An 18,675-nucleotide genomic window follows, 5' to 3' on the forward strand; every position below is an offset into this window, starting at 1 on the left:
TACGACAAAAAAGGGTACGTTGACCCTTTAGTTATATCGATTCATGAGCGCGATCCATTCCGTGTCCACAAAATCAGTCGCGGCGGACACCGCTTGATCGAGCGTATCATTCAATTCTGGCATATCTTCTTTTCGGTAGTTCATCAGTACCCAATCGACGACTTTAATCGGATGCGGCGGACGACCAATCCCGAGTTTCAGACGTTTGAAGTCTTGGGTCCCCAGATGCTGAATCAGTGACTTGATCCCGTTATGCCCTCCGGCACTGCCTTTCGGACGGAATCGTAGTTTCCCCGGCACCATGTCTAAGTCATCATAAATGACGAGTAAGTCATCGATTTCAATCTTATAGTAATCTAAAATCGGACGAACCGACTCCCCTGACAGATTCATGTAGGTGAGCGGTTTGACGAGGACGACACGTTCTCCATTGATTCTTCCCGTTCCGATTACTGCTTTAAACTTAGCTTCATCGAGTTGAATCCCATGTTTATCAGCTAAGCGATCAATCGCTAAAAATCCAACGTTGTGACGGGTCATCTCATATTTTTTGCCTGGATTCCCGAGGCCGACGATACATTTCATCTTATTCCTCCTGAACAAAAAAGCCCAAAGGCGAACGCCTTCGGGCCTCGTTTTTTTAATCGAACAGCGTGCTCACCGATTTGTGCTCGTGGACACGCATGATCGCTTCCCCAAGCAAACGGGCAACCGACATCTGCTTGATTTTGCTCGAACATTCGCGACCTTCTAAATCGATCGTGTTCAAAACGACGAGTTCTTTGATTGACGAATTGTCAATCCGTTCCATCGCAGGTCCAGATAAAACCGGGTGTGTACACGAGGCGTACACTTCTTTTGCTCCCGCTTGAACGATGGCATCCGCTGCGAGCGTGATCGTTCCAGCTGTATCGATGATGTCATCGATCAAGATGGCCGTCTTGCCTTCGACGCTGCCAACGATGTTCATGACTTCCGCCACGTTCGCCTCTGGACGACGCTTATCGATGATGGCGATTGGTGCCTTCAAACGTTCTGCGAGCTTACGGGCACGCGTGACGCCACCGTGGTCTGGTGAAACGACAACAATGTCTTTCGCTTTGAATTCTTCTGTCTCGAAATACGTCGAGATGAGTGGAACACCTAACAATTGATCTACTGGGATATTGAAGAAACCTTGGATTTGAGCAGCGTGCAAGTCCATCGTGATCAAACGTGTCGCGCCTGCGACCGTCAACAGATCAGCGACGAGTTTCGCTGTGATTGGCTCACGTGAGCGCGCCTTCCGGTCTTGGCGAGCATAACCGTAGTAAGGCATGACCACGTTGATTGTCCGGACTGAAGCCCGCTTCAACGCATCGATCATGACGAGTAACTCCATAAGCGTCTCGTTCACCGGTGAGCTTGTCGATTGAATAATGTATACATCATCGCCTCGTACGCTCTCCTCGATGTTGATGTAAAGTTCTCCGTCGCTAAACCGCTTCACTTGGCAATCGCTGAGCGGGATGCCAATTTCTTTGGCAATCTCTTCGGCGAGTGGGCGGTTTGAGTTTAAGCTAAATAGGCGAATTTCACGTTCATATACAGTAGACATGTTTAGGATTCTCCTCCATCGTTTTCCATAATAATAGGCAGCAACTTATCGTTTCGTGTAACCTTCTTTGTTCGTTTGGCGCTCGCGAGCAATCGCGAGTGCCTCTTCTGGCACATCATCTGTAATGGTCGAACCAGCTGCAACAATCGAACCTTTCCCGACTTTCACTGGAGCAATCAAGTTGACGTTACATCCGACGAAAGCATCGGCTTCGACGACCGTTTCAAACTTGTTTTTGCCATCATAGTTGACCGTGATGGATCCACAGCCGAGGTTGACGCGTTCCCCGATCGAAGCATCTCCGATATAGCTGAGATGTGATGCTTTTGCACCGTCCCCGAACGTCGATTTTTTGATTTCCACGAAGTTACCGACGCGCGTGTTGGCGCCGAGCACTGCTTGTTGACGAAGATGGGCGAACGGTCCGACCTGTGCTCCACTTCCGACACGGCTATCACTGACGACCGACTGACGAACAATCGCTCCGTCTTCGATGACGCTATTACGAATATCTGAGTTTGGACCAATCACACATTCCGAACCGATGATCGTCTTCCCGAGAATGACCGTCCCTGGATAGATGATTGTATCCGAGCCGATGACCGCATCCGGTGAGATGTACGTCGAAGCAGGATCCATGAATGTCACACCGTCTCGCATAAGGCGTTCATTCGTCCGCTTGCGCATGACCGCTTCAGCTTGTGAGAGGGCGACCCGGTCGTTGACCCCGATCGTTTCATCAAACGTCGGCGCCGTATGTGCTGCCACGACTTCGCCTGCTTCTTTTGCGATTGAGATGACGTCCGGCAAATAGTACTCGCCTTGAGCGTTATTGTTTCCGACTTGTTTCAAGGCATCGAACAAGAGCTCGTTATCAAACACGTACGTACCTGTGTTGATTTCTTGAATTTGTAGCTCAGTGTCAGACGCATCTTTATGCTCGACAACTTTTGTGACGTTCCCGTCTTCGCCACGAATGACGCGACCATATCCTGTCGCATCGTCAGCGATGGCTGTCAATACAGTCACTTTTGCTTGTTGAGCTTCATGATGAGCCAACAGCGCCTCGAGCGTTTCCGCTGTCAACAGTGGCGTATCCCCGCAAACGACAAGTGTCGCGCCGGGCTTACCGGCGAGTTCGCCTTCTGCCATCTGCACGGCATGGCCTGTACCGAGTTGTTGTTCTTGGACCGCATACTCCACGCGTGAGCCCAACGTCTCTTGTACCGCTTCAGCCCCATGGCCGACGATGACGATTTGACGACTGACCCCGATTTTATCGAGTTGATCGACGACGTGTTCGACCATCGGTTTTCCGAGGACCGGATGAAGCACTTTATAGAGTTTCGACTTCATGCGCGTTCCTTTACCTGCTGCCAAAATGACTGCAAAACGATCCATTCTTGATTCGCTCCTATCTCATATCGACTGTAATGTACTCAACCGTTCGGTTTTTTCTGCATTCAAACCTTTATTTACACCGTATCTACTATATCGAAACCGTGACATGGTTTCAACAGTTGTAACCATTCGTAACCAATGAAACGTAAAAAGGCAGCGGAAGGGTCCCCATCCGCTGTCAAAAATTACTCATTCATGGCATTGTGCCGTACTCGCGTCTCGGCGATGGCGCTGTCCTCTCGGTCATATGCCTCCAAAACAGCCGCCTCGACTTTTTGACGCATATCTCCATTGATCGGGTGAGCAATGTCGCGAAAAATCCCCTCTGGCGTTCGCTTGCTCGGCATCGCTACGAAAAGACCGGTACTTCCTTCAATGATTCGAAGGTCATGTACGACAAATTCATGGTCAAGTGTAATGGAGGCGAGTGCCTTCATTCTACCTTCCGTCGCGACTTTGCGAATTTTTACGTCTGTGATCTGCATGTTTCGCATCCCCTTTTCATCGTTGTCTAGACCATGGTGTACTTTCTAAAAGGCTGAGATGATTCCAAGCGAACCGGTGTGACTTCGTACGAACCTTATACCCTTTCATCATAAAACGAAATCAAATTTTTGCCAATCACTTTAAGAACTGTTCGACGTTTCCGCGCGAAATCGTGACAAGCCCTTCATCTGAATCGACGTTCGTCAATTTCATCAAACTGACGTATTCGCTCACCATCTTCTTCTCGGCGCCTTCCGCTTCCATGAGAACACCGACACCCGCAAGATTCGCCTCGAATTCGTTCAAGAGACTCATCATCCCGCGAATCGTACCACCGGCTTTCATAAAGTCATCAATCAATAGGACGTTCGCGCCACGAGGCAGACTGCGACGAGCGAGCGCCATCGTACGAATCGCCTTTGATGAGCCCGAGACGTAGTTGATGCTAACCGTTGAGCCTTCGGTGACACGACTATCAGAGCGAACGATGACGAACGGGACACCAAGTTGCTCGGCGACAGCATAAGCGAGCGGAATCCCTTTTGTCGCGATCGTCATGACGACATCGACTTTTCGATCGGCGAACACGGATGCAAAGACTTGCCCCATCGGCTTCACTTGACTTGGGTTACCAAGGACATCTGTCAAATAGAGGTACCCTCCCGGAAGCAGGCGTTCCGGTTTCGACAACTGTTCACACAAGCCATCGATCATCGAGAGCGACTTTTCCTTGCTCCATCCTGGAATAAACATGACACCCCCGGCTGCTCCTGGCACTGTGACAAGTTTTCCGGTACCATCATGCGAAAGCATTTCACTGACGATGACCAAATCTTCACTGATCGATGACTTAGCTGCTTTATAACGACTCGAAAACATCGATAATGAGACAAGCTGGTGTGGATGGTCCAGCAAATAACGGGTCATATCGACAAGACGACCACTTCTACGAATTTTCATACGGATTCCCCTTCACTTCTTCAATAATAAACGAATGTTCTAAACAGAATATATCACTCTCATTCGTCTTTGTTCAATGTTTTTTGCCGAGAATCCGAACGACGAACACTTCAGGACAAAATCCTTTCAGACCATTATAGACACGATGTGCTTTTTGCTCGTGCTCAATCAATGCGAACACCGTCGGCCCACTGCCACTCATGAGCACCCCATCCGCTCCACAGTGGAGCATCGTCTCTTTGATTTGGCGAACTTCCGGATGAAGTTCGAGCGTGACCGCCTCGAGGGCGTTCCCGAGATGTGAACAGATGCCCTCGAAATCACGATCCCGAATCGCCATGACCATCGCCTCGGTGTTCGGATGGACAATCTTCTCCATCTGCACGGCACGATAGACGTCAGCAGTCGACACGCCGATTTTCGGCTTCGCCAATACGACGTAGCACGGCGGCGGTGATGGAATCGTCTCTAACTGTTCGCCGCGACCGCGCGCGATCGCAGTTCCTCCCATGACACAAAACGATACGTCCGATCCAACGGCGGCCCCGAGTTCGGCCAACTCTTCTAACGAAAGGCCGAGGTCGAACAGTTCGTTCATCCCCCGAAGTGTAGCCGCCGCGTCGCTCGAGCCGCCGGCCAATCCTGCCGCGACCGGGATTTGCTTGTCTAATACAATTTCGACGCCTTGTTTGATGTTGAATCGCTTCCGTAACAGCTCAGCCGCACGATAAGCTAAATTTCGATGGTCGTTCGGCACATAGGCATGCTCGGACTGAATCCGAATCTCATCCGTATCGAGCACGGTCAATTCCAACCGGTCCGATAAGTCTACTGTCGTCATTACCATTTCCACTTCATGATAGCCGTCCGTCCGCTTCCCAAGGACATCGAGCGTCAAGTTGATTTTTGCCGGCGCTTTCACACTGATCGTGCGCATATCGTTCACCCTTCCCATGTATCTCCTGTTCGCCATTGTACCGTAAACGAGCGCACAAAAAAAGAAGCAGCTGCCAATGCATCCGCCCCTCATTTATCGATCAATTACTGAATTCAATTTTAACTGTATCCGTTAGGACATCAGCGTAGCTATATGAGACACGTTCCACGTTATGGTGGTCTTCATCCAATTTGACGACGAACACCGCGGGATACGTCTCAACGAGCGTTCCAAACCGAGTAACGACTTTCTTACGACCGCCGTTTGCTTTCAACGTCAATCGTTCTCCAACATGCGATTCGAGTTTCTGTCTGATTTCTTGCAACGTCTTTGGCATACGCTTCACCTCACTGTTACAAGTATAACACATTCAAAAAAGAAAATAAAGATTAATATTATATCGATTCGTTATCCGGTCGTCAACTGTTTTTAAGTGGTAAAATTGTGTCAGCTAACCGTGCAAACTCCTCAAGCGAAAGCGTTTCGCCTCGCCGTTTCGGATCGATTCCGGCTTCACCTAAAAACTGTTCGATTTCCATTTTTTTGTCTTTCCCAAGATGATTCGTCAAGTTATTTAGAATGGTTTTTCGACGTTGTGCGAAACTGGCCCGGGCAAGTTCGAAGAAGAAGGCTTCATCTTTCACATCAACGGCCGGCTTTGGACGCATTTTCAATGTGATGACCGCTGAATCGACGTTCGGCGCCGGCATGAACACACTTTTCGGGACGATAAAGCTCACATTCGCCTCGGCGTAATACTGAATCGCAATCGAGAGCGAACCGTACGCTTTCGTCCCCGGCTTCGCTCCGATTCGCTCGGCCACTTCTTTTTGAATCATCATGACGAGGGAGCGGAATTTAATCTGACTCTCGAGTAACCGCATGATGATTGGCGTCGTCACATAGTATGGCAAGTTCGCCACAACTGAAATGTCTTCGATTCCTTGGCTAAAAAACTCACGTTCCACGATACTTTGAATATCGAGTTCAAGTGCATCGCCGTGAATGACGTGCACATGTGGATAGGGCGACATCGTATCTTCCAGAATCGGAAGCAGGCGTTGGTCGATCTCAAGGGCGACGACTTTCTTAGCCCGCTTGGCAGACTGTTCCGTCAACGACCCGATGCCCGGACCGATTTCGAGCACCCCGCTCGCCTCACCTAACTCAGCCGCATCCACGATTTTGTTCAAAATATTTAAGTCGATTAAAAAATTTTGTCCGAGCGACTTTTTGAAAGAGAAGCCGTGACGTTCTAAAATTGATTTCGTGCGTTGGATGGTTGCAATGTCTTTCAATGATTTTCCTCCTCTAACTGAGCCAATGCCCGTTCCCATTCTTCAATCGTGACCCGTAACGCCTCCACGCGCTTTACAAACTGTTTGGCGTTCGGTTCACCGATGCGGAGTAACACGCCAAGCCGTTTACGACGCCGAGCTGCATCCGCCCCGCCAATCAAATCGGCTTCGAGTACCATCTGACGGGTAACGAGCGGCATGTCGGTCTCGACTCGCTGTTCATACACCGCTTCGAGCACACGACGAATCGTTGCCGGCGACGCATGTTCAACACCGATTTTGCCGCGTTTATCTTTCGCTTCGGCCCGCGGCAAATAAGCATGCTTACATCCTTTAACCTGCTCCTCGACAATGGCCCGGATTCGGTCACCTGGATAGTCTGGGTCCGTCAAAATGATGACGCCGCGCGTTTCTTGGGCGCGTTTGATTCGTTCAATCGTCTGTTTCGAGACGGCAGACCCATTCGTTTCAATCGTATCGACGTCATATACTTCTTGAAGTCGCGTCGTGTCATCTCGTCCTTCGACGACAATCACTTCTTGTATCTTTTCACGCATCATCATTTCCTTCTTTCTCTTCTTGCTTCGGGATGACCCAAATCGTGAGCGGTTTACGTCCAAACGTCACCGCTTCTTCTTTCGTGTCCATCATCACATCAATCTTATGCCCTTTGATCGCACTGCCCGTATCTAAGGCAATCGCCATGCCAAATCCTTCGACATACACACGTGTGCCAAGGGGAATAACAGCTGGATCGACAGCAATGATTCGCATCCCTTCATACAAGATCGTGTCCGTTACATCATAACCGCTGCGGGTCAGTACCCTGCCGTCAAATGTGACCGTGTCTTCCGCATTGTTCGTATACGCCGTCGCTTCGACAAGAAGTTGTTTCGCGGAGGTGAAATCCAGAGCATCCTCGGCTCGAGGCGTCTCTTCGATTTTAATCTCCGCCTCTTCTCGAAACGGGCTCGACGGTTCGAGTGTGGCTGTCGTCTCTTGATTCGTTACCGGTTCCGTCTCCGGGTCGGCCACGACTTTCGTCCCACGTTTAATGATTTGTGGACGTACAGTCTGTAATACGTCAACGCTCGTTTCGGTCCGATTTGTAATTGTACCATTTTCCACTGTTAGTGCATACCGCGTCCGTTCGAGTCCTGGGATGCCGACTTGTACGACTTCGGTCTCTCCAATTTCGAGCGTGTCGTCCTCTTCCATGACGATTTCAAACGGGATCAGACGACTTTCATATTGTACGACGTCTCGACTCACGTTGACGGTGATGGTCATGCCCTCACGTACCGGTGTCGTTAGCGCCGGGACGACCGTATCTTGGTCAGAAATCGTGACATTCGCTTCTTGTAGCGCCTGTTCGACAGTTTGAGCCATCGTATACAAGGTGTTTGCCTCGTCCCCGACAATGACATCAAGGGCGACGACAGGCTGGTAACGAATTGTCATCCCTGATGTGACCGGTGCACGTATGCCCGGATACACATCGTCCCCTTCACGCACACTTACTCCATAGCGAAGTAATACGTCTTCGACGGTGCGTTCGCGCGTTTCGATCGTCTCAACTTGCCCGTAACCGATTTGAAGCGATACGGTGCGGGCCCGCTCAATCTGAATCACTCGATCCATCGGGATGTCGGCACTTAAGGCGGGCGTCACCACATCCGCCTCGTCAATGACAATACCGGTCTCTTCAAGCACCTCTAATACCGACTCGCTGCGACTCTCGTACACGGTCGTCACACCGTCGTCCACGATGGTGATCGGTTCAGGCTGCATCGCCATATACGCGAACACCGCCGTCGCTACGACACCAATACTCAATATGATGCGCCTGAACATCATGGGAGACGAAATAGACGCTTCGCATTGGCTGTCGTTGCTTCAGCGAGCGCATCATAGGACATGTCGCGCAATGATGCAATCTCTTCGGCGACATATGTGACGTAAGCTGGTTCGTTCCGCTTACCTCGGAACGGTGTCGGCGTTAAATACGGACAGTCCGTCTCGACAAGGAGACGATCGAGCGGCACTTGTTGCGCCACTGCCTTCGGGACTTTCGCATTTTTAAACGTCACCGGTCCTCCGAGCGAGATGTAGAAGTTTAGACGCAGACAGCGTTCCAACAGTTCGACAGACATGCTGTAACTATGGAACACACCACCGACCGCTTCGGCGTGTTCTTCCTCTAAAATATCGAGCACGTCGGCTGTCGCTTCCCGATTATGAATCACAATCGGCATGTTCGTCCGCTTCGCGATGGCGATTTGCTGACGGAATACGCGTTGTTGGACCTCTTTCTCCGATTTGTCCCAATGGTAATCGAGTCCGATTTCTCCAAGCGCCATCACTTTCGGATGGGCCATTAACGTCTCGATTCTCTGCAAATCAGCATCCGTACAATCGACGGCATCGACCGGGTGCCACCCAACGATGGCGTAAATATCCTCATACGTTTCCGCGAGTTCGATTGCCCGCGTGATGGTCGGATTATCGAATCCGACGACGAGCATCGGGGAAACGCCCGCAGCACGAGCCCGCTCGATTGTCGCTTCGACGTCCTCATTGAATTGCTCGGCATTGATATGGGTATGCGTATCAATCAACATGATGCTTCCTCCTTCTATAGACAAAGAGGGAGACCGAAGTCTCCCCCAAACGATTATTTGACGATGGCCCCGTTCGGCATATTCTCAGATACGGTCGCAAGTTCAAGCTTTCCGTCTTTATCTGCCGCTAAAATCATCCCTTGTGACAACTCGCCACGCAGTTTGACCGGCTTCAAGTTGGCGACGACGATGACTTTCTTCCCGACTAAATCTTCCGGCGCATACCATTCAGCGATACCTGAGACGATTTGGCGCGTCTCCCCGCCAAGGTCGACTTGAAGTTTCAACAATTTCTTCGCCTTCTTGATTTTGTCGGCTTCGATGATTTGACCGACACGGAACTCGACTTGGTCAAAGACGTCGATTGTGATTTCTGGACGTACGTCCTCATCTTCGATATCGCCTTCCACTTCCTCTTCTTCAACGCGTGCTTTCGATGCTTGACGCATCATCTCTTGAATCGCATCGATTTCTTCCTTCACGTCACGACGTGGGAAAATCGGCGTTCCGTCAGTGACAGTCGCTCCATCGAAAGCCGCGAACGTATCGAGCGCTTCCCATGACATGTCTTTTCCTTCAAGCCCGAGCTGGCGGAACATCTCTTTTGGCGCCCGTGTCATGAACGGCTGAATCATGATCGCCACGTGACGAAGTACGCCGGCAAGGTGGGTCATCACCGATGCCAGTTCATTCCGTTTCGCTTCGTCCTTCGCAAGGACCCACGGTTGCGTCTCGTCGATGTATTTATTGGCACGGCTGACGAGTTGCCAAATACTTGTGAGCGCGACTGAAAACTCCATGTGCTCCATGGCAGCTTCCGTCTTCTCTGTCGTCTCCTTGACGACTTGAAGCAGCGAGGCATCGAACTCCGTCACATTGCCCGTATAGGCAGGGATCTCGCCATCGAAATACTTCTTAATCATCGCCACGGTCCGGTTGAGCAGGTTTCCGAGGTCGTTCGCGAGGTCAAAGTTCAAGCGATCCACAAACGCTTCCGGTGTGAACGTTCCATCTGCTCCAAACGGAACTTCACGAAGAAGATAGTAACGGAGCGAATCGAGTCCGTAGCGGTCGATGAGTGGAATCGGGTCGACGACGTTGCCTTTTGATTTCGACATTTTGCCATCTTTCATGAGCAACCATCCATGCGCGAAAACTTGTTTCGGCAACGGGAGGTCAAGCGCCATGAGGAGTGCCGGCCAAATAATCGTATGGAAACGGACGATTTCTTTCCCAACCAAATGGACGTCGGCTGGCCAATAACGGTTGAACAACTCGTCGTTGTCCGACCCGTATCCGAGGGCAGAGATATAGTTCGTGAGGGCATCGACCCACACGTACACGACGTGCTTCGGATTCGACGGCACTTGGACACCCCAATCAAACGTCGTCCGTGAAACGGCCAAGTCTTGAAGGCCTGGCTTCAAGAAGTTATTGATCATCTCGGTTTTACGCGATTCCGGTAAGATGAAATCGGGATGTGATTCGAAGTACTCAATCAAACGATCCGCGTATTTGCTGAGACGGAAGAAGTAACATTCTTCACGTACGAGCTCGACCGGGTGTCCGCTGTCCGGGCTCTTCCCGTCAATCAGCTGAGACTCCGTATAATACGTCTCATCAGGAATCGAGTACCAGCCTTCGTATTCACCAAGATAAATATCATCATTCTTCAGAAGCGTCTCAAATACGTGCTCGACGACGGCCTTATGGCGCGCATCCGTTGTACGGATATAGTCGTCATATGAGATTTCAAGACGGTCCCACAACACTTTGATGTCTTTGACGACTTCATCCACGAACGCTTGCGGTGTCACACCTGCTTCTTTCGCTTTTTCTTGAATCTTTTGACCGTGCTCATCTGTCCCGGTCAAATAGCGAACGTCAAATCCTTTCAGACGTTTATAGCGCGCAATCGCATCGCCGGCCACCGTCGTATAAGCGTGACCAATGTGTAGTTTAGCACTCGGATAGTAAATCGGAGTCGTAATATAAAAAGTAGGCTTCGCCATTGTATGTTCTCCATCCTTTCGACATTTGCAATTTCCATTATACACGGTTCGACAAAAGAATTTCCAAACCAATTGTTTGGAATTATTTTGTTATTCCCTCATTAAAAATGTTCCAGATAAACCCTTTCTTTGTTTCAGGTCCTAACTTTCGGGGAATTTTAGGTATATATCACTCTTACATCGTCATTTTTCGAAAATGTAGATTTCCAATAGTAAGCAGTTGACTACAATTGGAAAGTTTAGTATGCTTTTTGCTGTAGTAACATTGTCGAATTTTGACGACTCATGTCACCAAGAGATTTCGACACCATTGGAGGAGGAAACACAAAATGAAATCTACAGGTATCGTACGGAAAGTTGATGAGCTCGGTCGTGTCGTTATTCCAATCGAATTACGCCGCACACTCGGGATCGCTGAGAAAGACGCTCTTGAAATCTACGTCGACAACGAACAAATCGTATTGAAAAAATATAAACCGAATATGACTTGTCAAGTGACGGGCGAAGTATCGGACGACAACTTCAAGTTGGCAGACGGTAAATTGATCCTTTCACCAGAAGGCGCGCAACGCGTTCTCGTCGAGTTGAAAAACATGCTCGAAAACTACTACAGCGAAGAGTAAGCAAGGGATTCCTTGCTTACTCTTTTTTGTCCACTTGATGATAGGCATCGTAAACCTCGCTGCGCGACAGACCTCGTTCTTTAGCGGCTTGTTTAATGGCCGCGTTCGGTTTCAATCCGTCCTCGATATAACGATCGACGTGCTCGAGCGGCGATAACGCCTCCCACCAGTCGTGTGTCGGTGCCGCTTCCGTCGAGCCAGCCACCATGACGACGAACTCACCACGTACTTCGCCTTCACACCAGACTAGCGCTTCTTCTACCGTCCCACGTAAAAACTCTTCAAACGTTTTCGTCAACTCGCGTCCGAGAACGATTTGCCGATTGCCGAACACGTCCTGGATCCCGGTTAACATCTCTTTCAACCGATGCGGCGCCTCATAAAAAATGATGGTGCCCGGCTCGTATTGCAACGACGTCAATATGTCGAGACGTTCTTTCTTTTTACGCGGTAAAAAGCCGTAGTACAAGAACCGCTCGGTCGCAAGACCTGAAGCGACAAGCGCCGTGAGCGCTGCGTTCGCACCCGGTAGGACGACGACGGGGAGCTTCGCCGAGATGGCCAACCGCACGAGATCACTCCCGGGGTCCGAAATACCCGGCATGCCAGCGTCTGAGACGATGGCAATCGACTTACCTGCCTCGATGTCTTCAATCAGGCGTGGTCCGCTCACGTGCTTGTTGTGCTCGTGATAGCTGACCAGCTTCGTTTCGATTCCAAAATGACGGCACAATTTCATCGTTTGCCGCGTGTCTTCGGCTGCAATCAAATCCACTTCCCCTAGAATTCGAACCGCTCGGTACGTCATATCTTCTAAATTTCCGATTGGCGTCGGCACAACGTAGAGCGTGGGTCCGTCAGTCTGATAACTTTTTTGTGAGTTCATTACTCGTCCCCTCCATCAATTGCTGTTTTTGAGCCCGAGTGAGTTGTTTGATGGACCATTCATACTGCATGGCCGCACGCTTCGTCTCGAACGACTTGACGTACCGTAACGTCACTGGGAGACGGGCTCGCGTGTATTTCGCACCTTTTCCTGCGTTATGCGTCTCCATCCGTTTTTCCACATTTGTCGTATACCCGGTGTAATACGTGCCATCCTGACACTCAAGGATGTACGCGTAGTGTTTACGCATCGAGGATTGCCCGCATGTCACTCGTGTACGTATCATCTTCCTCATAAACGACAAACGGAGGTAAGATTGTGAGCCCTGCTTTTCCATCTTTTGACCCCTCTATTAACAATGTGTTCGCGTCTCGACCTTGTTTTGGGTAAACGAGTTGCATTCGCTTCGGTTCGATCCGATACGCCCGCATGAGCGTTATAATATCGAGCAGTCGCTCTGGCCGATGGACGAAGGCTACCTTCCCACCCGGCTTAACGAGCTGGCTGGCTGAACGGATACAGTCTTCTAACGTGCAGAGCACTTCATGACGCGCAATCGTATGGTGCTCATTTTGATTACGGAGTGATGTCTCGTTCGCCAAAAAGTAAGGCGGGTTACACGTGACGACGTCATACCGGGCATGCCCTAATACGCTTGCCGCATGTTTCACATCCCCTTCAACGATATGAAGCCTGTCGTCTAGATCATTGACGCCAATGCTCCGGTTCGCCATATCGACGAGACGAGGCTGGATTTCAACGCCCGTGACCGTCCCTTTCGTCCGATACGATAAAAAGAGTGGAATCGCTCCCGTGCCGGCGCACAAATCAACGAGCTTCCCTTTTTGAATCGGAACCCACACAAATTCGGCGAGCAGCACCGCATCCAATGAAAATGAAAACACATCATCACTTTGAATGATTTTTCCGGGACGTCCCAACAGATCATCAAGACGTTCCCCTTGTTTTACAGTCACGCCATTTCCCTCCTACATAACGTACAAAGGCGACGGACGGGTGTATGCCCGTCTATCGCCCCTTTATTAATGTTTATTTAGCATTGACATGCAGAACAGACAATCTCCATCTTTTCTGACTTGTCCATAGTGCAGGTTGCAGATATGAAACCCTTCTTGATATAATGCCGCCAAATTGTTTTGTCCTTTTCCGGACAAGGCAATTTGAGGATCGCCGTCGGGTGTATCGACTTCTGCGAGTTGCTCCACTTTTTCGCGCAAATGATGGTTTTCGAGATACATGTGTTGGTTTTCTTCGAGCAAGTAGGCGAGTTGCTCTTTGAGCACCCCTAAATGCTCCGTCAACAATTGCATCTGTTGCTCGATCGCGTCGACCCGCATCATGACTTCCTTTTTATCCATTCTTTCCACTGCTCAGCACCCCATCACTGTTTCAACGGTTTTCGTTTGACTGCACCGACTTCAACGAGTTCGTCGATTGTATACGTCACAACACGGGTTCGATCATTCAATTCGACTTGAATCAACTGATCCAAGATGTTGAGACCGATGACACGTCCGTCACCTTCTGGAATTTTGATTCGTTTTCCGACGTCTGGCAAATCCCGCTTCAATTCTTCATACGTATCATTCTCGTATTTCAGACAGCACATGAGACGACCACATACACCGGAGATCTTATTCGGGTTCAAGGATAGATTCTGATCCTTAGCCATCTTAATGGATACCGGTTCAAATTCCCCTAAGAACGAGGAGCAACACAACACACGACCACAAGGTCCGATTCCGCTCAAGAGTTTGGCTTCATCTCGAACTCCGATTTGACGAAGTTCGATGCGAGTCCGAAACACACTCGCCAAATCTTTGACAAGCTCACGGAAGTCAACACGGCCTTCTGCCGTGAAATAAAAGATGACTTTATTACGATCAAATGTATACTCAACATCTACTAACTTCATCTCAAGTCGATGTTCACGAATTTTTTCTTCACAGACGGCGTGAGCGTCAAAAGCAGCCAATCGATTGTCTCGTACGATTTCGGCATCTTTTGAATCAGCGACACGAAGGATTGTCTTTAGCGGTAAAACCACTTCGTCTTCACCAAGTTGTTTACCAACTTGGACGATTTCACCGTATTCGATGCCTCGTACCGTCTCTACGATGACATGGTCCCCACGTTCAAGCGTTGCTTCGCCTGGTGAAAAGTAATAGATTTTTCCCGCTTCTTTAAAACGGACTCCAACTACTTCAAGCACGCTCTCCTATCCTTTCTGCAAATCGAACGTTAACCGTTCGAACGTTAATTGAGGATTGACGTTTGCCTCTAGTCGTCGAATCGCCTCATGGACATACTCAATGGCATGGACGATTTTATGCACCGGACGATCTTTAACAAACGCGATATAAAGCGCTTGTTCTTTCGTAAATAACTCCGGGACATAATCTGTTCGTACTTTGAAATGGAGCGCTTGCTCCAACCAGTTTTCGAACAGCTCGAGACCAACTCGCAACTCGTTCCGCCCTTTGAAATGGCCAAGCCATTTTTCCTGGGCGAATAAAAGTAATTCCTGCGGGCGTTTTGTCAATACTTCAACTAATTGTACCACTAGCCCGTACGCCTGTACAAACCAGTCGTTGTGAAGCGCCTCACGCGCATCTTCCCATTTCGGATACGTCTGTAAGGCAAGACGTGCCAAATCGCTTGTACACTGCGCTTCCGTTACTAACGTTTCTACGAGTCGCTCCCGATCAATCGGACGGAACACTAAATGCTGAGCTCGCGAACGGATTGTCGGCAAAAGGAGTTGTGGCTGGGTTGTTACTAAAATTGCTAGTTTCCCCACACCAGGCTCTTCAAAGAACTTCAATAGGCTGTTGGCGGCCTGTGGGGTCATTTTATGGGCTTGGTGAATGACATACACTTGACGGTCACCTTCTGCACCACGTAAAGACAAGTCACTCAATAGCTGTTGCACCTGTTCTTTCTTGATACTGGCCCCATCCGGTTCGACTTCCATGTAGTCGACAAGGTTTCCCGAATCCATCCGTCTACAGTTTCGGCAGCTACCACAAGGCTCTACCCCATCTGGCGACTCACAAAAAAGAGACTTCGCAAATAGTTGCGCCGTTTCAATCAAATAAGGTTCATAGTCACCAGAGAAAATATAAGCGTGACCGACCTTTTGAGCAACAATCGAGTTTTCAATTACTTTCGCAATAACTGTTTGAGTTTTCGTCAATTCTTGAAAGCTCATATTCGTGACCGTTCCCATTAAAACTGATGGAATCCTTCAATCGGCAAGACAAACACAGTCGCTCCGCCAACTTGGACTTCTACAGGATACGGAATATATGAATCGGCGTGACCACCCATCGGTGAAATCGGCGTAATCATTTGATCCCGGCTCGAGCAATTCGATTTAATTAGCGCAAGGAGGTCATCTAATCGTTCTTTCGGTACACCAATCATAAACGTGGTGTTTCCTTCTTTCAAAAAGCCACCCGTCGTAGCTAATTTCGTAGCGCGGAAATCTTCTTCAATCAAAGCATCTGACAAGCGTGCACTATCCTTATCATGTACAATCGCGATTACCATCTTCATTATTGCATCACTCCTCTTTCATTTAATCGTTCTAACGTAATATCTAACACTTCATCCTGAATCATTTCAATCGTGGCACTAGCATCGATGCGAACCATTCGTTCCGGATGTTGTTCTAATAATTTTTGAAATCCTTCATATACGCGTTGGTGGAAGGACTCGTCACGGCTCTCAATCCGATCCAATTGACCTCTCTCTTTCATGCGATGACTCGCTTGATCAGGGGTCAAATCAAAGAGGAACGTCAAGTCAGGTTTGATCCCGGCTGTTGCCCACTCGTTTAATGACAAAATTTGCGACAAGTCATATTGGAGTCCGTATCCTTGATAAGCAACCGAGGCGTCGACAAATCGATCACATACGACAATCGCTCCGCGGTGGAGAGCCGGTCGAATCACTTGGTCGACATTTTGGGCTCGGGATGCGGCATAGAGCATCATTTCGACGCGTGGTGTCATCTCATCATGTTCTGGCGAGAGTAAGACTTCTCGGATGCTATTTCCGACTTTCGTTCCTCCTGGCTCACGGGTGACGACCACTTCGTATCCTTGCTCAGTCAACGACTGAACTAACAATTGGAGCTGTGTTGTTTTCCCAGAACCATCTGGTCCTTCCACAGTAATAAACATACCTTTCACGCTTAAAACTCCTCTACGATAACTTCAATTTGTTTCATCATAACATGTCTACTTGCCTGCAGGTTCCGTCCTAATGAAATCCATTCATTCAAAACTCTTATTTTCTCATGAGTGATGACTTCCCCTCTTAGAATCCAAGGAATTCCCGGGGGGTATGGAATAACGGTCTCCGCAGCAACATGTCCAATCGCTTGCTCAAACGAGAGACGGACAATGTCGGCGTCATCCGATATAGCATGCAACAGTGATACGCGTTCGGTCATCGGATAAGGAAAAATTGTCTCATCTTCGACGATGAGCGGAACGTGCTGCGATGCATTTTTAATCAGTTTGACCCAATGGTGAATCTCTTGGCTGTTTAATTCCCTTAACGGCAAACAGAATAACACGTGATCTTCTGCAGCCAGTTCTACGTCAATCCCAATCGATGCTAAGTGTTGGCTAAACACGAGACCATTTTTCGGATATGTTAAAACAGTCATCTTCGTGAAGTCATCGCCCACTTTGATAGAAAACCCAGCTCGTCTCATTTCCATGATGAACGCGAAATGGCTAGTTTGAATATGCGCCCAATCTTGATCACTTAAATTTTCGAGATACTCCCTCGCATAATCAAGAGAGGCCATAATCAAGTAAGATGGACTAGACGTTTGAAACGACGAAAGTGCATGAAACAAACGCTTTTCATCAATTTCTTCTTTGTAGTGAATCCATGCGCCCATCGTGAGAGCCGGCAGCGTTTTATGAGCTGATTGTACGACGGCACTAGCCCCTTCAAAAATGGCCGATCGCTTTGGAAATGTAGGGTGAATCAAATGAGCGCCATGTGCTTCATCTACTAATAGAGGAATGCTCAACGAACGCAAATACGCACTAATTTGCGGAATATTTGCCATGTCTCCGTAATAGGTAGGGGATGTTAGAAGGAGAGCTTTTCCTCCTGGGTACTGCGTGATGGCGTCTTGAATTGTTTCCAATGCGACAACAGTAGGCAAGCTACTTCCTCTATCTAATTCGGGTGTGAGTAAAATCGGCTCTAGACCGAGCCACTCAATGGCGTTCCAAACCGATTTGTGAGAATTTCGTTGTACATATACTCGCTCTCCACGCTTTACGGTTGCTGCTAACAAACTCCAGTTTCCTGAAGTAGACCCATTTACTAACCATTTACTTTTGCTCTGATAAAGGGAGCCTAATGCCTTTTCACCTTCTAGGATAATCCCTTCCGCATGATGTAAATCATCCAAGTGCCCAAGTTCTGTTAAGTCATATGGCATAATTTTGTGAAAAACAGTAGGAAGCCTCTCATCTCTCACCGTTCCATTGTGATGACCAGGTACATGGAAAGAGACACGTCCTTCTCGCACATGTTGCTCCAGCGTTTCCATAAATGTAAAAGGATTATGTTTAGGTTTCCGAGTCATATAGGCACCCTTCCAATCTGAAATAAATGCGACTTAACTATACAAAAAGAGACGACCAAGCGGATGCTTGATCGTCTTTCGCGTTGGCCTGGCAACGTCCTATCCTCACAGGGGGAGACCCCCAACTACTTTCGGCGCTGAAGCGCTTAACTTCCGTGTTCGGCATGGGAACGGGTGTGGCCGCTTCGCTATCGCCACCAGACAAAAGAATAT

Annotated in this window: 22 protein-coding genes and 1 rRNA gene; 1 reads left to right on the plus strand and 22 read right to left on the minus strand. The window is 49.0% G+C overall.

The window, feature by feature from the left end; genetic code table 11:
- Window positions 1–27: 27 nt before the first annotated feature.
- From pth to metG, 12 genes are all read right to left on the minus strand, one after another.
- Window positions 28–585: an aminoacyl-tRNA hydrolase gene (pth, locus tag EVJ34_RS15080; RefSeq protein WP_131438096.1), complete on the minus strand. Its 558-nt coding sequence runs from the start codon at window positions 583–585 to the stop codon at window positions 28–30.
- 55 nt (window positions 586–640) lie between these two features.
- Complete coding sequence (locus EVJ34_RS15085) at window positions 641–1,597, minus strand: ribose-phosphate diphosphokinase (RefSeq protein ID WP_029594403.1); 957 nt, start codon at window positions 1,595–1,597, stop codon at window positions 641–643.
- A 45-nt stretch (window positions 1,598–1,642) separates the two neighbouring features.
- Window positions 1,643–2,998, minus strand: coding sequence for a bifunctional UDP-N-acetylglucosamine diphosphorylase/glucosamine-1-phosphate N-acetyltransferase GlmU (glmU, locus tag EVJ34_RS15090; protein WP_131486151.1), 1,356 nt, complete (start codon window positions 2,996–2,998; stop codon window positions 1,643–1,645).
- 185 nt (window positions 2,999–3,183) lie between these two features.
- Window positions 3,184–3,483: a septation regulator SpoVG gene (gene spoVG, locus EVJ34_RS15095; protein WP_131486152.1), complete on the minus strand. Its 300-nt coding sequence runs from the start codon at window positions 3,481–3,483 to the stop codon at window positions 3,184–3,186.
- A 136-nt stretch (window positions 3,484–3,619) separates the two neighbouring features.
- Window positions 3,620–4,444: a pur operon repressor gene (purR, locus tag EVJ34_RS15100; RefSeq protein ID WP_131438092.1), complete on the minus strand. Its 825-nt coding sequence runs from the start codon at window positions 4,442–4,444 to the stop codon at window positions 3,620–3,622.
- 73 nt (window positions 4,445–4,517) lie between these two features.
- Window positions 4,518–5,381 (minus strand): 4-(cytidine 5'-diphospho)-2-C-methyl-D-erythritol kinase, encoded by an 864-nt coding sequence (gene ispE, locus EVJ34_RS15105; protein ID WP_201739721.1) that lies wholly within the window; start codon window positions 5,379–5,381, stop codon window positions 4,518–4,520.
- A 100-nt stretch (window positions 5,382–5,481) separates the two neighbouring features.
- Window positions 5,482–5,718: a Veg family protein gene (locus EVJ34_RS15110; protein ID WP_021065751.1), complete on the minus strand. Its 237-nt coding sequence runs from the start codon at window positions 5,716–5,718 to the stop codon at window positions 5,482–5,484.
- Between the two features lie 82 nt (window positions 5,719–5,800).
- Complete coding sequence (gene rsmA / locus EVJ34_RS15115) at window positions 5,801–6,679, minus strand: 16S rRNA (adenine(1518)-N(6)/adenine(1519)-N(6))-dimethyltransferase RsmA (protein WP_131486153.1); 879 nt, start codon at window positions 6,677–6,679, stop codon at window positions 5,801–5,803.
- Window positions 6,676–7,236 (minus strand): ribonuclease M5, encoded by a 561-nt coding sequence (rnmV, locus tag EVJ34_RS15120; protein ID WP_034781784.1) that lies wholly within the window; start codon window positions 7,234–7,236, stop codon window positions 6,676–6,678. Before rnmV ends, rsmA begins: the two co-directional genes overlap by 4 nt.
- Entirely contained in the window at window positions 7,229–8,515 is a 1,287-nt protein-coding gene (locus EVJ34_RS15125) for a 3D domain-containing protein (protein WP_236636728.1), read from the minus strand. Before EVJ34_RS15125 ends, rnmV begins: the two co-directional genes overlap by 8 nt.
- A gap of 17 nt (window positions 8,516–8,532) precedes the next feature.
- Window positions 8,533–9,300, minus strand: a complete 768-nt coding sequence (locus tag EVJ34_RS15130) for a TatD family hydrolase (protein ID WP_131486155.1) — start codon at window positions 9,298–9,300, stop codon at window positions 8,533–8,535.
- A 53-nt stretch (window positions 9,301–9,353) separates the two neighbouring features.
- On the minus strand, window positions 9,354–11,312 hold the full coding sequence (metG, locus tag EVJ34_RS15135) for a methionine--tRNA ligase (protein ID WP_131486156.1): 1,959 nt from the start codon (window positions 11,310–11,312) through the stop codon (window positions 9,354–9,356).
- A 329-nt stretch (window positions 11,313–11,641) separates the two neighbouring features.
- Here metG and EVJ34_RS15140 point away from each other — a divergent pair, with 329 nt between their 5' ends.
- A complete protein-coding gene (locus EVJ34_RS15140; protein ID WP_024372343.1) occupies window positions 11,642–11,935 on the plus strand; it encodes a transition state genes transcriptional regulator AbrB in 294 nt (97 codons plus the stop codon).
- A 16-nt stretch (window positions 11,936–11,951) separates the two neighbouring features.
- On the opposite strand, the gene rsmI is transcribed toward EVJ34_RS15140, so the two are convergent.
- The 10 genes from rsmI to rrf form a co-directional block, all read right to left on the minus strand.
- Window positions 11,952–12,821, minus strand: a complete 870-nt coding sequence (gene rsmI / locus EVJ34_RS15145) for a 16S rRNA (cytidine(1402)-2'-O)-methyltransferase (RefSeq protein WP_131438080.1) — start codon at window positions 12,819–12,821, stop codon at window positions 11,952–11,954.
- On the minus strand, window positions 12,793–13,071 hold the full coding sequence (locus EVJ34_RS15150) for a GIY-YIG nuclease family protein (protein WP_131438078.1): 279 nt from the start codon (window positions 13,069–13,071) through the stop codon (window positions 12,793–12,795). The genes rsmI and EVJ34_RS15150 overlap by 29 nt, the downstream gene beginning before the upstream one ends.
- Window positions 13,064–13,798, minus strand: coding sequence for a tRNA1(Val) (adenine(37)-N6)-methyltransferase (locus tag EVJ34_RS15155; RefSeq protein WP_131486157.1), 735 nt, complete (start codon window positions 13,796–13,798; stop codon window positions 13,064–13,066). The genes EVJ34_RS15150 and EVJ34_RS15155 overlap by 8 nt, the downstream gene beginning before the upstream one ends.
- 66 nt (window positions 13,799–13,864) lie before the next feature.
- On the minus strand, window positions 13,865–14,200 hold the full coding sequence (yabA, locus tag EVJ34_RS15160; protein ID WP_131438074.1) for a DNA replication initiation control protein YabA: 336 nt from the start codon (window positions 14,198–14,200) through the stop codon (window positions 13,865–13,867).
- A gap of 23 nt (window positions 14,201–14,223) precedes the next feature.
- Entirely contained in the window at window positions 14,224–15,054 is an 831-nt protein-coding gene (locus EVJ34_RS15165; protein ID WP_131438072.1) for a PSP1 domain-containing protein, read from the minus strand.
- 6 nt (window positions 15,055–15,060) lie between these two features.
- On the minus strand, window positions 15,061–16,053 hold the full coding sequence (locus EVJ34_RS15170) for a DNA polymerase III subunit delta' (protein ID WP_145963187.1): 993 nt from the start codon (window positions 16,051–16,053) through the stop codon (window positions 15,061–15,063).
- 17 nt (window positions 16,054–16,070) lie between these two features.
- Window positions 16,071–16,400, minus strand: coding sequence for a cyclic-di-AMP receptor (locus EVJ34_RS15175; protein WP_029594397.1), 330 nt, complete (start codon window positions 16,398–16,400; stop codon window positions 16,071–16,073).
- On the minus strand, window positions 16,400–17,038 hold the full coding sequence (tmk, locus tag EVJ34_RS15180; RefSeq protein WP_131438068.1) for a dTMP kinase: 639 nt from the start codon (window positions 17,036–17,038) through the stop codon (window positions 16,400–16,402). The genes EVJ34_RS15175 and tmk overlap by 1 nt, the downstream gene beginning before the upstream one ends.
- A gap of 2 nt (window positions 17,039–17,040) precedes the next feature.
- Entirely contained in the window at window positions 17,041–18,462 is a 1,422-nt protein-coding gene (locus EVJ34_RS15185) for an aminotransferase class I/II-fold pyridoxal phosphate-dependent enzyme (protein ID WP_236634642.1), read from the minus strand.
- 86 nt (window positions 18,463–18,548) lie between these two features.
- Window positions 18,549–18,664 (minus strand): 5S ribosomal RNA (gene rrf, locus EVJ34_RS15190).
- Between the last annotated feature and the right edge of the window lie 11 nt (window positions 18,665–18,675).

The organism is Exiguobacterium sp. SL-9 (assembly GCF_004336985.1).
In the GTDB taxonomy this organism is placed as follows: domain Bacteria; phylum Bacillota; class Bacilli; order Exiguobacteriales; family Exiguobacteriaceae; genus Exiguobacterium.